Origin of the sequence: Sphingobium sp. PNB, assembly GCF_019873065.1 — a bacterium.
Lineage (GTDB): Bacteria > Pseudomonadota > Alphaproteobacteria > Sphingomonadales > Sphingomonadaceae > Sphingobium > Sphingobium fuliginis.
Genome location: NZ_JAINEZ010000001.1, coordinates 81,602 through 96,981, shown reverse-complemented (window position 1 = coordinate 96,981; position 15,380 = coordinate 81,602). Strand labels below are relative to the sequence as shown.

General features: G+C 65.3%; 11 protein-coding genes. 2 read left to right on the top strand and 9 right to left on the bottom strand.

Annotation, left to right across the window (positions count from 1 at the left end; translation table 11 throughout):
* Nucleotide 1: 1 nt before the first annotated feature.
* From K7W03_RS00400 to K7W03_RS00370, 7 genes are all read right to left on the bottom strand, one after another.
* Complete coding sequence (locus K7W03_RS00400; protein WP_025547692.1) at nucleotides 2–412, bottom strand: DMT family transporter; 411 nt, start codon at nucleotides 410–412, stop codon at nucleotides 2–4.
* Between the two features lie 21 nt (nucleotides 413–433).
* Nucleotides 434–1,885: a UbiA family prenyltransferase gene (locus tag K7W03_RS00395; protein ID WP_222885199.1), complete on the bottom strand. Its 1,452-nt coding sequence runs from the start codon at nucleotides 1,883–1,885 to the stop codon at nucleotides 434–436.
* A gap of 112 nt (nucleotides 1,886–1,997) precedes the next feature.
* Nucleotides 1,998–2,405, bottom strand: coding sequence for a c-type cytochrome (locus K7W03_RS00390; RefSeq protein WP_061936013.1), 408 nt, complete (start codon nucleotides 2,403–2,405; stop codon nucleotides 1,998–2,000).
* A complete protein-coding gene (locus K7W03_RS00385; protein WP_222885198.1) occupies nucleotides 2,402–3,988 on the bottom strand; it encodes a flavin monoamine oxidase family protein in 1,587 nt (528 codons plus the stop codon). The genes K7W03_RS00390 and K7W03_RS00385 overlap by 4 nt, the downstream gene beginning before the upstream one ends.
* Before the next feature lie 28 nt (nucleotides 3,989–4,016).
* Nucleotides 4,017–4,520: a RidA family protein gene (locus tag K7W03_RS00380; RefSeq protein ID WP_103001866.1), complete on the bottom strand. Its 504-nt coding sequence runs from the start codon at nucleotides 4,518–4,520 to the stop codon at nucleotides 4,017–4,019.
* A gap of 84 nt (nucleotides 4,521–4,604) precedes the next feature.
* Entirely contained in the window at nucleotides 4,605–7,553 is a 2,949-nt protein-coding gene (locus K7W03_RS00375) for an amidohydrolase family protein (protein ID WP_222885197.1), read from the bottom strand.
* A 12-nt stretch (nucleotides 7,554–7,565) separates the two neighbouring features.
* Nucleotides 7,566–9,440: a gamma-glutamyltransferase family protein gene (locus K7W03_RS00370; RefSeq protein ID WP_222885196.1), complete on the bottom strand. Its 1,875-nt coding sequence runs from the start codon at nucleotides 9,438–9,440 to the stop codon at nucleotides 7,566–7,568.
* A gap of 452 nt (nucleotides 9,441–9,892) precedes the next feature.
* Between K7W03_RS00370 and K7W03_RS00365 the strand changes: the two genes are divergently transcribed.
* Together K7W03_RS00365 and K7W03_RS00360 are read left to right on the top strand one after the other, a co-directional pair.
* Complete coding sequence (locus tag K7W03_RS00365) at nucleotides 9,893–13,015, top strand: TonB-dependent receptor domain-containing protein (RefSeq protein ID WP_173664335.1); 3,123 nt, start codon at nucleotides 9,893–9,895, stop codon at nucleotides 13,013–13,015.
* 74 nt (nucleotides 13,016–13,089) lie between these two features.
* A complete protein-coding gene (locus tag K7W03_RS00360; RefSeq protein ID WP_222885195.1) occupies nucleotides 13,090–14,967 on the top strand; it encodes a gamma-glutamyltransferase family protein in 1,878 nt (625 codons plus the stop codon).
* Between the two features lie 17 nt (nucleotides 14,968–14,984).
* On the opposite strand, the gene K7W03_RS00355 is transcribed toward K7W03_RS00360, so the two are convergent.
* Together K7W03_RS00355 and K7W03_RS00350 are read right to left on the bottom strand one after the other, a co-directional pair.
* Entirely contained in the window at nucleotides 14,985–15,191 is a 207-nt protein-coding gene (locus tag K7W03_RS00355; protein ID WP_044662960.1) for a DUF2945 domain-containing protein, read from the bottom strand.
* Nucleotides 15,191–15,376, bottom strand: a complete 186-nt coding sequence (locus K7W03_RS00350; RefSeq protein WP_044661103.1) for a hypothetical protein — start codon at nucleotides 15,374–15,376, stop codon at nucleotides 15,191–15,193. Before K7W03_RS00350 ends, K7W03_RS00355 begins: the two co-directional genes overlap by 1 nt.
* Nucleotides 15,377–15,380: the final 4 nt, after the last annotated feature.

The following is a 15,380-nucleotide window of genomic DNA, read 5'->3' as shown; positions in this document are numbered from 1 at the left end:
CTCAGCTCAGCCCCGTCACGAGCACGCCCGCCACGATCAGCCCGATGCCCCCGAGACGCGCCGGCGAAATCGCCTCCCCCAACAGCCAGAAGCCGCAAATGGCGGTGACCACGATGCCGAGCGCGACGCAGGGATAGGCCTGCGACAGGTTCATGCGGGACAGGACCATCAGCCACGCCCCGGCGCTGAGGCCGAACATCGCCATGCCGACGATCACCAGGGGGGTGGTCGCGATGGTGGTCGCGATCTCGATCGCCGATCCGCGCGCCAGCGCATTCTGCACCGGGACGCCGTTCATGCCGATCTTCATCAGCACCTGCGATCCGGAGGACAGCAGCACGCAGGTCAGGACCAGAAGCGGCCACAGCAGGCCGGCGGCCGCGCGATGTTCAGCCAGGGCTTGGGCAGGCAAGGTTTTCCTCCGGGGATGGGGTCAGTGCGCCGCGAACATGATGAGCAGGACCAGGCAGACCATGCCCGAACTCATGCGGTCGCGCAGGGCGAAGACGACCGGATCGTCGTGGATCAGGCGGCGATGCGCCAGCATCAGCATCCGCCCCACCCAATAGAGCATGATCGGGCAGATGATCCACAACAGGTCGGGATGGCGATAGGAGCCGTTGACGGCCGGCGAGGTGAAATAAAGCGCCAGCACGGTGATGGAGACATAGGCGGAAGCCACCGCCATCGACATCACCATGGTCATGTCGCTGACCTTGTAATTGCGGTTGCTGGCGTCGCCCAGATCGGCGTCCTTGCGCTTGGCGAGTTCGGTGTAGCGCTTGATCAGCGCCAGGCTGGTGAAGAACATGACGGCGAAGGCGAGCAGCCAGTCGGACATGACGATCCCCGTCGCCGCGCTGCCGCCGATCACCCGCACGGCGTAGAGCAGGGATAGCGCGAGGACATCGATCAGGAATTTCCGCTTGAGCACGAAGCTGTAGGCGCTGGTAAGCGCGAAATAGCCGAACAGCACGCCCAGCAGCGGCAGCGACACCATCGCCCCCGTCAGCAGGCCGAGAGTCAGCAGCAGGCCCGAGACGATCAGCGACGCCCCGATCGGCAACTGCCCGCTGGCGAGCGGACGGCCGCGCTTGCTGGGGTGCCGCCGGTCGGCATGCAGGTCGACGATGTCGTTGACGATATAGATGGACGACGCGATCAGGGAGAAGGCGACGAAGGCGCAGAGGCTTTGCAGCAGGGCCAGCCGGGTGATCTCATTGCCGATCAGCGGCGGCACGAAGACCAGCGCATTCTTCACATATTGGTGGACGCGCAACTGACGCAGCCAGAGCCCGGGGCTGGCCCCTTCCTCCGCCAGGGCCTTGAGCGGGCGGCCCCTGCGCTGCATATGGCGGAAGGCGGCAGTGGGCGCGCGCACGGCATAGCCTTGCGCGGCATGCTCCCAGACCGGGACGTCGACCATGGCATTGCCGATATAGTCGAAGCCGCCCTCCCCGAATTCCGCGACCAGCCGGTCCCGCTTGGCCCTGCCCGACAGGTTGGTCGTCCCGTCGGACGCGAACCAGCCGTCGAACAGGCAGAGATGATCCGCGATCTGCGACACCAGCCGGGCGTCGGCCGCCGAGGCGAGGTAGGTCGGCCGTCCCTCCGCCCGCGCCGCGCGGATCAGGGAGAGCACCTGATCGTCATAGGGCAGATAATGGGGATCGAAATCGGGGCTGTCCGCCAGTTCCGCCTTGATCGCCGCCTTGTTCCATCCCGTGCGCAGAAAGGACGAGAGGATGGTGCGGGGTCTGTCGTTGAAGGCCGAGATCAGGCATTCGACCAGCAAGTCCCCCTTGATCAGCGTGCCGTCCAGATCGACGACAAGCGGACAGCATTGGGTATTCACCTGCGGCTTCGACTGGACAGCGACTTGCATGGCTTCCCCTTCACTTCATCCAAACTGATTAGATGTGAGGCGAGGAAGCGAATCAATTAAGGGGAAATTGCTAAGGGTTTTCGCGGTGCGCGGGAAGGAACAGCCTTTCCTGTCACTCCGCGCTTCGGCCGGGTTTGGCGATGCGTTTCACGTCCGCTTCCGTGACGGGTTGGGGATAGGCGTTGCCGAAATGGGTCCGCACATAGGTGATGACCGCCGCCACCTGCGCTGGCGAGAGCATGTCGCTCATCGGCGGCATGGCGCCCTTGCCCTTCGTCACGATGGTGACCGGATAGGCGGGATCGGCCAGCTTCCTGTTCTTCGCCAGAGCCGGAATGGCGCCGCCGCCGCTGCCCATGGCATTGGGCATGTGGCAGGCGGCGCAGATCTGCCTGTAGACCTTCTCGCCATCGACAGCCTTGTTCTTCGCCTGCACGCCGCCGGGCGTGTCGGCATGGCCCGGCGCGGCGAGAAGGGCCAATAGCGGCGGGACGAGGATCAGGGCGCGGCGCGGGCTCATGCCGCCTGCGTCCGCTGGTGGATGCGCGTGATCGCGTCGAGGCCGGAGAGCAGCGATCCTTCCATCCAGCCACCATAATAGCTGGCATGTTCGCCCGCCAGCACCACGCGCCCGTCAATGGCGACCAGATTCTGGTAATGCGCCTCCCGGTTCTCCTCGCTCCAGCGCGAGGTGCATCCCAATATCCAGGGCACGCGGCTCCAGGGCACGGAAACGCCGTTCAGGAATTCCTTGCGATATTGCGGATGGAAGATTTCGCCCTGCGCCAGCGCCGCCTCTATCCGTTCCTGCGGCGTCATGCCGGTCAGTTCGAACGCCCCCGCATCGCGGGCGAACGCGCCCAGCAGCACCGCCGGTCCCGGCGCGAAGAAGCGGTCGTTGGGATAGGATAGCTGCGCGATCGGCTGGTCGGTGAAGCTGTGGCCGCCATAGATATTGTCGTCCTCTTCCCAGAAGCGGCGCTTGAATTCCATTCCCATCTTGAGTTGGCCCGCATAGGGCACCGCCTTCATCGCCGCCGCCAGCTTCGGGCCCACCTGCATCTCGACCTGGCTGATGATCGACAGCGGGATGGTGCACACGCACCAGTCGGCGCTGACGCTGTTCATCCTGCCGCTCGGCACGTCCCTGTAGCTGACGGTCACGCCCTTGCCGTTCTGGGCGACCTTCGTGACCTTGGCATTATAGGTGATGAGTTTGCCGACCTGCTTGGCGAAGGCCTTGCCGATCATGTCCATGCCGCCCACCGGCTGGAACATCGTCGTCTGCATCACATAGTTGAAATAGAAGCTCATCGCCGTCCAGACCTGCGGGTCGAGCACGTCGCCCAGCTTCGCGATCTGCGAGGGCGACGGCGCGCCGCCGACGCCGCCGCCGGGCGGGCGGTCATAGCCCCGCTGGGCGGAGACGGCCACGCTGCTGGTATAGGCCATATTGTCGTCGAGCACGCCCCAGTGGCGCAGCGCCTCCAGCAGCTTCTCCTTGTCCTCCGCGCTCACGCTGCCGTCCAGCGCCTTGGCGTTCGCGGCCTTGGCCAGCAATTCCGAGGTGTGGCCCCGGAAGTCGGTCGCCACCGCCTTGTAGCGCTGCGGCTTGCCGTCAAAGGCTTCGCTGGAATGGATGAAGCCATTATGGTTGAGCTGGATGAACGGCTCCAGCGCCACGCCGAACTGCCGGCAATAATGCAGCAGGCAGTTGTGATGATGCGGGATGCGCCAGGGGCCGGGATTGATATAGTTGCCCGGCGCGAACTGCACCTTCTGCACGGTGCCGTCGCTTTCGGTGAAGGTGTCGCCGCCGCGCAGCGTATAGTTGCGGCCGCCCGGACGGTCCTGAAACTCCAGGACTTTGACCTGATAGCCCGCCTTTTCCAGTTCATAGGCGGCGACCATGCCGGCCAAGCCCGCGCCCAGCACGACGACCGACGCGCCCGGCTTCGCGCCGGAGAGGACGGGCGGTCCGTCGAACTGGGTTTCGGCGGCATGACCCAGCGCGGTCATCGCCTGGTACATGGCCGCCGCGCCACCCGCCTTGCCGATCAGGCCCAGAAGCTGGCGGCGGCTCGGCTGCATGCTATTCTCCATAATACCCCCTGTGCGCGGCGGCGGAAGTTCAGTTGCCCCTGGCAGCGATCGCCTCGATCTCGATCAATTGCTGCGGCCGGGCGAGGCCCGCGATCTGGAAGGCCGAGCGCGTCGGCAGGTTGGGCTGCTCCGCCGTGCCGAAGAATTTCCTGTAGGCCCGCGTCATGCCGTCGCGGTCCATCTTACCGCCCAGCTTGGGGTCTCCCACCAGGAAGACGGTCAGCTTGACCACATCGCCCATGGTGAGACCCATTTCCGCAAGCTGCGCCTTCATCCTGGTGAAGATCGACATTGCCTGCGCCTCGGTATCGCCAAAGGCGCCGGGGCTTTCCGTATCCTTGGGGTCGATGGGCGCGCCGGTCGCGCCGGAGAGGAAATAAAGCGTGCTGCCGGGCGGGACCACGGCGGCGCTGGCGATCATCGCGCCGGGGGCCTGTTTATGCTCCACCGGCGCAGCATGGGCCGTCGATGACAAGGAAGCGGCGGCCACGATGCCGACAAGAGAAAGCCTGAACGCCGACGGATTTGCCATGAACGCCCCCATTCCCATATTGCTGATGCCTGTATCCCGATGAACGAGGCGGGAAGGAAAATCCTCCATGCCTATGTTGCGGTATCATTGCCCGCCGGAAACAAGTTCTGCGACGTCATAATATTTTCCGTTGGCGATCACCTTCCTCACATTGAAAGTGTTCGCGATATTCTCCCGCGGATCGCCCGCGAGGAGGGTAATGTCCGCCAGCTTGCCAGCCTCCAGCGTCCCTGCGTCCAGGTTGAGCGACTTGGCCGAATTGACCGTCGCCGTCTGCAAGGCCTGGAAGGGCGTCAGCCCCGCATCCACATAGGAGGAAAGCTCCGCATGCAGGTTGGTCGCGATCATCGTGTCGGTGCCCGCCGCGACCAGCGTGCCGGCATCGAACATCTTCTTCAGGCTGGTCAGGCTGCCCGCCATCATCGGCCGCAACAGCGCCGCCATCGGATCGCTTTCCGTCACCGTCTTGCGCGCCCAGAGCGGATAGAGGTTGATGCGCGGATCGTCGCGATAGGACGGGTTCTTCTCCAGATAATTGGTCAGGGCGCCGAAATTGGTGGGTGTCAGCGTGCGGCCGCTCCTGCCGAAAAGCTGGATCACATCTTCATAGGCCATGCCCATCGGCCCCTGCTTGGGCGAATAGCCGCGGCGGCTGGTCGCGCCCAGATGCTCGGTCGCGTCGACGCCTGTATAGGCGGCGGGGAAGATTTCATGGCCGGTGACCGGCACGCCCATCTGGTGCGCCGCCTCCACGATGCGCCGCTGGTAGATGTCGGGCATGCGGACATAGCTTTTCAATATGTCATATTTGAGGATGCGGGCGCGCTCCAGCTCCCGCTCCAGATGGGCCGGGCCGGAAACGGCGACGCCCATCTTGTAATAGACGCGCTGCCATTCGAACAGCGGCCCGTTGACATAGAGGCGCGGGCTGATGCGCACGCCCGCTTCGGCTGCCTCCCGGTCCTCTATCGCATCATAGACCTGATTGCCGGGATCGCGCACGGTGGTGATGCCGTAGGCGAGCCATGCGCGTTCCAGATTGGAGCCGAAATCCTTTTGCAGATGGGCATGATGCTCGATCAGGCCGGGGATGGCGGTGAGGCCGGTGCCGTCGACGAAGCGGTCCGCCTGATGCAGCGCCGGATCATGATCGCGGATCGCGGCGATGCGGTTGCCCTCGATCACGATGTCCTTGTCATGCTGGGTCTCGTCGCGGACGGAGTCGACCAGATTGCTGACATGGATCACAATCCGCCCGGTCGGATTGGCGAGGCGATAGGTAAGATCGACCGGAACCTCCCGGATCACGCCGGTTTCGGTATCGATCGCCTTCAGCTTGTCCGACGACTGGTAGAGGATGGTGCGGCTGTCGGCGGTCCAGGTCGGGAAATAGGAGATTTCGGAGGTGTAGCTGCGCGGCGGACCCATCGGCTTGCCGTCGGCGGCGACGGGCCAGATCTTGAGCAGCCCTTCGTAGATCGCCGCCATCTTCGTGCCGTCGGGCGACCAGGCGGGACCGCCGCCGCCCCGCGTGTCGGTTCCGGCATTGTCCTGCGGCACCTGCCAGAAGGGTTCGCCCTTGCCATCGGCGGGGATGACGTAGATCTGGTTGGTGCCCTCGCGGAAGCTGTTGGAATATTTGTAGGAAAGCGCGATGGCGACATATTTGCCGTCCGCCGACCAGGTGGGGCTGCCCGGCTGGCCGAGCGATGCCTGAAGCCGCGTCACCTTCCCGCTCGCCACGTCGACGACGCAGACGCCCGCGACGCCCCAGCGCCCGTCGACGTCGAGGAAGGCGATGCGCCCGCCGTCATGCGACCAGGCCGCGCCAAGCGGCTGGGTGTCCATGTCGGTGAGCTTGCGGTCCTTGCCGGTCCTGAGATCGCGTATCCACAGTTGCGGCAGGCCGCCGCCCTTGTCGGAGGTATAGACGATGCTCTGCCCGTCAGGCGACCATGCGGGATCGGCGTCCAGCGCGGCGTCCTTGGTGAGGTTCTCCGGCACGCCGCCCTTGGAGGACAGGAGGTAGAGATCGCCGAGCGCCACGAAGGCGATGCGGCTGCCATCGGGCGAGATGGTGGGATGGACGATGCCCAGCGCCTTGCGCGGCGCGGTGGAATCCCAGTCGCGCTTCGCCCGCGCATAGCTGGGCTTCACCACCTCCAGCGTGGCGGCGAAATCGACGGTGGAGAGGCGTCCGCCGCTCCGGTGCCTGATCTTGCCGTCCGAGACGTAATAATAGCCGCCCTTCCCCCAGCTTATGCGGAAGGGAAAGACATTCTCGGTCCCGCTGACGGCCTTGCCGTCGACCTCCAGATGGCTGCCCTTCGCGTCCTGCACCACATAGGCCAGTTCGCCGCCGGGGCCGAAGGAGGGCGCATCCACCCTGCCCTCGACCTGCTTGAGCAGGCTTTCCTTGCCGTCCGCCAGCGTCGTTGCGTAGAGCGCCGTCTTGCTGCCCTCTATCCCCGCATAGGCGATCCTCGCGCCATCGGGCGACCAGCTCGGCATCCGGTCCTCGCGCGGATTGCTGCTGACCTGCTTCACTGCCCCGCTGGCGACGTCCAGCGTCCAGATGTCGTAATTGCCGCTGCGGTCGGAGGAGAAGGCGATGGTCTTCCCATCGGGCGACCAGGCCGGTTCGCGATCATCCCACGCGCCCAGCGTCAGCTTGCGCATGTCGCTGCCGTCGGGCTTGATCGTCCAGAGATCGTAGCCGCCGTCGCGATAGGCGAAATAGGCGAGGCGCGATCCGTCGGGCGACCAGACCGGCTGGCGCGCATCGTTGAAATAGTCGGTGATGCGCTTCGCCTTGCCGCCCCTGGCGGGGATGATCCAGAGGCTTCCCTGAAGGTCCACCGCCAGCCATTTGCCGTCCGGCGAGACGGACACGGCCATGGAGGTGCCCTCATGCACGTCGAAGGCGATGGGCTTTTCCCCACCCGGCGGGGGCAGATTGGCGGGCTGGGCATAGGCCGGCACGGCGCAGGCCGACAGCAGGGTAATGGACAGATATTTCAGGGGAGACTTCATCGATCGGTCCTCTTACCAGCCGAAGACATAGCGTTCGCGGCGCACGTCCGCCCCGCCGCGCAGGGTGCCGCTGCCGGGCACGACGCCCGCCGCGACGATGCCGGTGGAGACGGCGAAAGGCCCCAGCACGTCGAGCTTGTGCCCGCGCGCGGCCAGATCGTCGCGCACCGCCTGCGGCACGCGATTCTCTATTTCCAGCACGCCCGGTTCATCCTTCTTGATCGCGAAGGAGGCGTGGAAATGGTTGCTGTTGATGCGCGGCGCCTCGATCGCGGCCTGGAGCGGCTGGTCGAAGGCCAGCACGCGCAGCAGCACGTTCATGATCTGCTGGTCCTGATTGTCGCCGCCCGGCGTGCCGATCGCCAGATAGGGCGCGCCGTTCTTCAGCACCATGGAGGGCGAGAGCGTCGTGCGCGGACGCTTGCCGGGGACAAGCACATTGGGGCTTTCGGGGTCGAGGTCGAAGACGGTCAAGCGGTTGCTCATCGGCACGCCAGTGTCGCCCGCGATATAGGCCCCGCCCAGCAACCAGCCCGAACTGGGCGTGGCGCTGAACAGATTGCCGTCCTTGTCGACCACTTCGATGGCGGTGGTGTCGGCGGTCGGGCGCGGCGGGGCCTTCAGCATATGCGGCGTGAAGGCGGGCGTGGTGCGAGCCTTGCCTTCGAACGCCCAGGGGTCGCCATAGCGATGATCCAGCGACGCTTTCGGCCCGATCTGCTTCGCGCGCTCGGCGGCATAGGCCTTGGACAGCAGGCCCTTCATCGGCACGGTCGCGAAATCCGGGTCCCCGAAATAGGCGTTGCGGTCGTCGAAGGCGAGCTTGATCGATTCCGCGACGATGTGGAGATAGGGCGCGGACCCCGGCTCCATCGACGCGATGCCCGCCGCCTCCGCAATGTTGAGCGCCATCAGCATGGCCGGGCCCTGGCTCCAGAAACCGCCCTTATAGACTTCATAGCCGAAGACGCTGGTCATCGTCGGGGTTTCGACCTTGCCCTTATAGGCGGCGAGGTCTTCATAGCGCATCAGTCCGCCGTCGCGCTCCATCGCCGCGCCGATCCGCCGGGCGACGTCCCCCTTGTAGAAGGCGTCGCGCCCGGCCTGGATCGCAGCCTTGCGGTCCTTCGTCTTCTTATAGGCTGCCCGGTCCGCTTCCGCGATGATGCGAATGGTCTTCGCCAGATTGGGCTGGCGGAAGATTTCGCCCACTTTCGGCAATGCCCCACCCGGATAATAGGTGTCATAGGCGTCCTTCCACTTGGACGTCGCCTTCTTCTGGCTGGCGAAGACTTCGGCCAGGAAGTTATACATGACGAAACCGTCGGCCAGTTCGATGGCGGGTTGCAGCACCTGATCGAGCGTCATCGTGCCGTTTAGCTGCAAGGCCAGGGCCATGGCGTCGACCATGGCGGGGACGGTGCCGCCATTGGGACCGTTGCCGGGAATGACGCCCGCCCTGGCGAACCTGTCCGGCGTGGCGAGCATGGGCGCGACGCCCTGCCCGTTCACCAGCGAGACCTTCTTTGCCTTCGCGTCGTAGATGATGGTCGGTGCTTCGCCGCCGAAGCCGAAATGCGAAATCTCCGTCACGGCGGCCGCGAACACCGCCGCGACGCCCGCGTCCGTCGCATTGCCGCCCGCCATCAATATGCGCGTCCCCGCCGCCACCGCATAATGACGCCCGGCGGCGACGATGCCGAAATTGCCGACGATCTCCGGCCGCAGCGTTTCGCCGGCGCTCACCAGCCGGGTCGGCTCCAGCGGCGCCCTGGCGGCGGGCGCCGCGTCCTGCGCGGAGGCTCCCGCCTGGGCCAGGGCGACGCCCCCCACAGCCAATGCCGCGAAGTCGCGACGGCTCAATCCCTGCCCTGCAGTATCGGTCATGAACGAAGATCCCCTGTAATCGGCATAGTCAGCGCTACCCGAGGGAAAGCAGGCATCTGCCTTGCCGGTCCTTTCCCTGTAACGAGAATGATCCTGCTTTCCACTATGCTTCAGGAAATTTCATGGAATTTTAAAAATATTCATCCGGCCATGGCGGAAATCATGTTCTGATCAGTTCTACTCTCCCGAACGGATGCGATAGTGGGCGTTTCGTCCGTCAATGCATGCTGCCGGCGTGGGGCCGGAAACAACATGGTCCACAGGGGATGATGCCGGAACTCCAGCTATCGGGGGATCCGCGAATGCACAGTCTGGGCCAATTCCCAATATATAAGAACAACCGCCTGTCGTGCACGGGATTCATCGGCGCGCACCTGCCCGATAGCTGAACCGCGCAAAGCCCGTCCGCCGAAGGGATCGGCGGACGGGCTTCATCACAGGGGAACAGCAAGATGAGGGTGAGAAGGAACAGCATTTCGACGCTGGCGGGAGCCAGCCTTTGGGCGTTGACGGCAGGGGCGCTTCACGCGCAGACGGCAGCCGACACCGCTCCGCAGGACAGCGGAGCAGACGCCGAGATCGTCGTCATCGGCACCCAGATCAGGGGCGCGAACACGACCGGCGCGCTGCCCGTCAGCGTGGTGGGCGAACAGCAGATCGAAGCGGTGGCCGCAGTGTCCGGCGCCGATCTTTTCCGGTCCATCCCGCAATTGGGCGGCGTGACCTTCAACGAACAGGTGCTGGGCGGCGGCAATGCGAACGCGGCGCGCGGCGACGTTTCCACCGTATCGTTGCGCGGCCTGGGCCAAGGCAACACGCTGCTGCTGATCAACGGCCGCCGCACCGTGCTGCACCCCACGTCACAGGCCATCACCGGCGTCATCGATTCCGGCGTCCCGACTTTCGGCTATAACGCCAACACCATTCCCGTCGGCAACATAGCGCGCGTCGAAGTGCTGCGCGACGGCGCGGCGGCTCTCTACGGTTCGGATGCTGTTGCCGGCGTCGTCAACAATGTCCTCAATTCCGATTTCAACGGCGCCAAGTTCGACGCGCAATATGGCGGAGCCGAAGGTACCAATCTTCGCGAGTTCACCGTCAATGGCCTGATCGGCAAGGATTTCAGCGAGGGACGCGGCAACATCACCCTGTTCGCCGGCTATGCGCAGAAGTCGAAGCTTTATCTCAGCGATCAGGATTATACCGCCAATGTCGACCGGCGCGGCTATGTCGCGGGCACCAGCTTCGCCGGCGTCTCCGCGTTCAACGGCACCAGCACCAGCACGCCCTGGGGCACGTTCCGCGCACTCAGCCCCGCCGCCAACGGCACCTTCCTCAACCGGACGATCACCAGCAACGGCGTCGCCTTCACCAACAGTTCCAGCCAGTTCCACATCCAACCGAGCACCAACAGCGGATGCCGCATCCCGTCGGGCACCACCGGCACATGCTATGATGACGGCAACGGCGCGACGGAAATGGCGAACGTCGATTCCAACCTGCGCTTCAATTCGCCCGCGACGTTCGACGACCTCACCACCCAGCCTTCGGTCAAGCGCATCAACCTGTTCGCCAACGGGCATTTCGACCTGACCGACAACCTGACCCTCTATGGCGAAGCGGGCTTCTATCGCGGCAAGACGGAAGCGATCATCGGCGCGCCGGGTTCGCTGGCGAACATCCCGATCACCGTCGCCGCCAACGCCTATTGGAATCCGCTTGGGCCCATCGGTTCCCCCAACCGCCTGCCCGGGCTCAGCACCGCCGTCGTTCCGGCGACGGGCCTGCCCGTCCAGATCACGTCCCTAAGCTATGTCGACGTCGGGTCGCGCAGCGTGGAGGTGACCAATTATCAATATCGCTTCCTGGGTGGCCTGAAGGGCAATATCGGCAATTGGGACTGGGATACGGCCGGCCTCTATACATGGGCCACCGCCGCGGATACGCAGGAGAACTTCTCCAACACTTTGCTGCAGGCCGCGATCAACCGCACGACGCCCGACGCCTACAACCCCTTCAACGGCGGTTGCGTCGACGCGCCGTCCATCGGCGACTGCACGCCCAACAGCGACGCGACCATCGACAGCTTCCGCATCAAGGCGACGCGCAAGACACGCACGTCGCTGGCCCTGTGGGACTTCAAGATCTCCAACGCCCATCTGCTGGGCCTGTGGGCGGACAACAGCATCGGCATCGCGGCAGGCGTCGAATATCGCCGCGAAACCTACCATGACAATCGTTCCCCCTATCAGGGCGGCATTCGCGGGGTCGACACCACCTATACCGATGCCGTCACCGGCATCTTCTACGGTTCCGACCTGGGCGGGGCCAGTCCCAGCCCCGACGTGCGCGGCAAGCGCAACGTGAAGTCCGCCTATGCGGAACTCGCCATCCCTATCTTCAGTCCGGAAATGGAGGTTCCCTTCTTCCGCAGCCTCGATTTCCAGATCGCCGGACGTTATGAAGACTATAGCGACGTCGGATCGGTCGCGAAGCCGAAGATCGCGGGAAGCTGGGAACTGCTTCAGGGCATGCGGTTGCGCGGTTCCTGGTCGCAGGGCTTCCGCGCCCCGAACCTTGAGGTGATCAATACCTCCACGCTGGACCGCGTGAACACCGGCATCGACTATGTGCTCTGCGAAGCGGACCTGCGCGCCGGGCGGATTGCCAACTTCTCCCAGTGCAACCGCAGCATCTCCGTCCTGCGGCGCAGCGGCGGCAATCCCAATCTGAAGCCGGAGGAATCGGAAAGCTGGAGCTTTGGCGCGGTCATTTCCCCGCCGCTGGGCGACGGCTGGGGCAAGGTGACGTTCACCGTCGACCGCTGGCGCATCAAGCAGAAGAATGTGGTCGGCCTGCTCGACTATCAGAACGGCCTCAACCTCGATTATCTGCGGCGCGTGCAGGGCAGCAGCAATCCCAATGTCGTGCGCCGCGATCCCACGGCGGACGACGTGGCGCTGGTGGCGGGCACCGGGCTCGCCCCGGTGGGCGAGCTTCTCTATGTGGTCGCCAATTTCGAGAACCTGCTGCCGGTGACGGTGCAGGGCATCGACTTCAACCTCGACTATCTGCTGCCGACCGCATCGATCGGCACCTTCTCCCTCAACGTCAACGCATCGCGCCTGATCAGCTATTATGTCGATGCTCCGGCAGGGGTGACGGCGGTGATCGACGGGCGCTCCGCGGGCCTGGTCAATGCGGGCGTGCCGATCCAGGGCGGGGGCGACGTGGTGGGCCGCGACGGCCAGCCGCGCTGGCGGATCGCGGCGACGCTCGACTGGACGCTGGGGCCGGTCAAGATCGGCGCCTATACGCAGTTCATCGACAGCGTATATGAGAATGCGGTACGCGATGGCTCGACCAATCCCTGGATCGTGAAGGGACAGACGACCGTCAATCTCTATGCCCAATATACGTTCAAAAATGGCGGGCCGCTCAACGACACGAGCATCCAGATCGGCGCGCGCAACATCTTCGACAAGGACCCGCCATTGGCGTCGGGCGGCTATCTGTCGAACCTCTACCAGCCGCAGGCGCGCTACTGGTACACCAGCATCAAGAAATCCTTCTGATGCGGCGGGATGCGGCGCCATGCTCCCGGCGCCGCATCCCCTTTTCCCTTGCCCCCAGGATCGAAGGTTGACCCATGTCCGCTCCCGATAAGCCCCGGCGCCCGGAAGCGCTCGACCGTCGAGAATTGCTGGCCGCCGGGCTTGCGGGACTGGCGCTCACGGGCCTTCCATCCGCCGCCCGCGCGCAATCGGGCGCCCGTGCCCCCGATGCGCCCCGCTCCGGCGGAACGAGCGTCGCGGCGCACCGTGTCGAAGTGCCGATGCCGCATGGCGGCGTCACCGCCGGTCATCCGCTGGCCGCCATGGCGGGAACCCGCATGCTGATGCAGGGCGGCAGCGCGGCCGACGCGGTGGTGGCCACCATGGCGGTGATGAATGTCGTCGAACCCTGGGCATCGAGCGCGGGCGGCAACGGCTTCGCCACCTGCCTCGACCGCAAGGCGGGCAAGGTCCACTCGCTCGCCTTCACCGGCGGCGCGCCGCGCCTGCTCGACCCGCAGGTCGATCCCAAGGCGCTGGACCATGGCCCGAAGGCGTTGACGGTGCCCGGGGCCTTTGGCGGCTGGATCGCGCTTGCCCGGCGATTCGGCAGGTTGCCGCTCGCCACATTGCTGGAGCCGGCGATCGGCTATGCCCGCGACGGCCACCCGCTCGACCCGTCCATCGCCCTGTTCATCGGCCGGGCGCAAAAGACGCTGAGCCTCTATCCGACCAGCGCCGCCCTGTTCCTGCCGGATGGACAGCCGCCTGCGGCCCGCTCGATCTTCCGCAATCCCAATCTCGCCCGCACGCTGCAAGCGCTGGCCGATGCCGAGACGAAGGCGCTGAAGGGCGGCGCGGACCGGGATCGTGCCCTGCAAGCCGCCTATGACTATTTCTACTCAGGCCCCATCGCGCAGGAATTTGCGCGCTTTTCGACCGAAACCGGCGGCTGGCTGCGCCTCGACGATCTCAAGGCCTATCAACCGCGCTGGAGCGATCCGGTCAGCACCCATTATCGCGGGCTGGACGTCTATAGCAGTCCGCTGACCTCCCGCACCGGGCTGGAACTGTGCGAGCAGCTCAATCTGGTCGAGGGTTTCGACCTGGCCGCCCTGCCCGCCGAGGGGCCGCAGCTCATTCATCTGCTGATCGAGGCGATCAAGGTCGCCAAGGCGGATGTCTATCGCTACGCCGCCGATCCCCGCTTCGCCCAGACGCCGGTCGAGGGCCTGCTCTCCAAGCGTTTCGCGGCGGAACGGCGCAGGCTGATCGATCCGGCCCGGGCGGGCCTCTATCCGGAGGGCGGCAATGCCGCCGCCTTCGACCGGGCGGCGCTGGAACAGGCGCGGCCCCGCTTCGCGGCGCGGGGCGACGACCGCACGCGAGGGGGCGACACGACCAGCCTGTCCGCCGTCGACGCGGACGGCAACGCCATCGCCGTCACGACCACCATTGGCGGCGGCTTCGGCACTTTTCTGGTGATGGGCGATACGGGCATCCTCTTCAACAACGGGTTGAGGCTGGGGTCCACCGCACCCTATGACGGGCACCCGAACAAGGTCGCGCCCGGCAGGATCGCGCTTCTGGGCAACGGCCCCACCATCGTTCTGGACAAGGGCCGGCTGCACCTGGTGTTCGGATCGCCCGGCGGCGAAACGATCGGCCAGACACAATTCCAGTTCCTGGTGAACATGGTCGATCGCGGCATGCCGATCCAGGCAGCCATAGAGGCGCCGCGCTTCGCGCTCGATGCCGATCCGAATTTCTACAGGCCCGGCGCTGCCATTACCGTGCAGGCGGAGGGCCGCTTTGCCGATCCGGTGCTGCAAGGGCTGACGGCCATGGGCCACCGGATCGAGAAGGTCGGCCCCTATGCGATCGGCAGCGTCCAGGGCATAGCAGTCGATCCATCGGGCGCGCGCATGGGCGGGGCGGACCCCCGCCGCATGGGCTATGCGGTCGGTTATTGAGGCGACCCGCGAGGCGCTTACCGCTTCCTGAGGGCATCGGGCTTGTGCGCAGCCCGCTTGCCCTCGTCCGTTTCCACGATGAATTCGGGATTGCCCGGCGTGGCGGCCACCTTGTGGCCCTTGATCCGCGTGGTTTCGGTGACCTTCTTCACCACCTTGCCATGGGCCTGTCCGCCATGGCTTTTCCATGTCACGGGATCGCCTTTCCTGAAGGTGCCCGCCATCATGCGCCTCCCGGATCGACGGAGAAGGCGATCTTGCGCCGATCCATTTCCTCGACCACGGCCTGAAGGAAGGGGGACAGATTCTCCGTCTCCTTGTCCGAGGCCGTTTCCCAGCTGTCGATCAGTTCCTCATCGGTCATGTTCCCGACCTCGGCCCTATGATCGCTTTGCGCATCCGCAGCCATGACG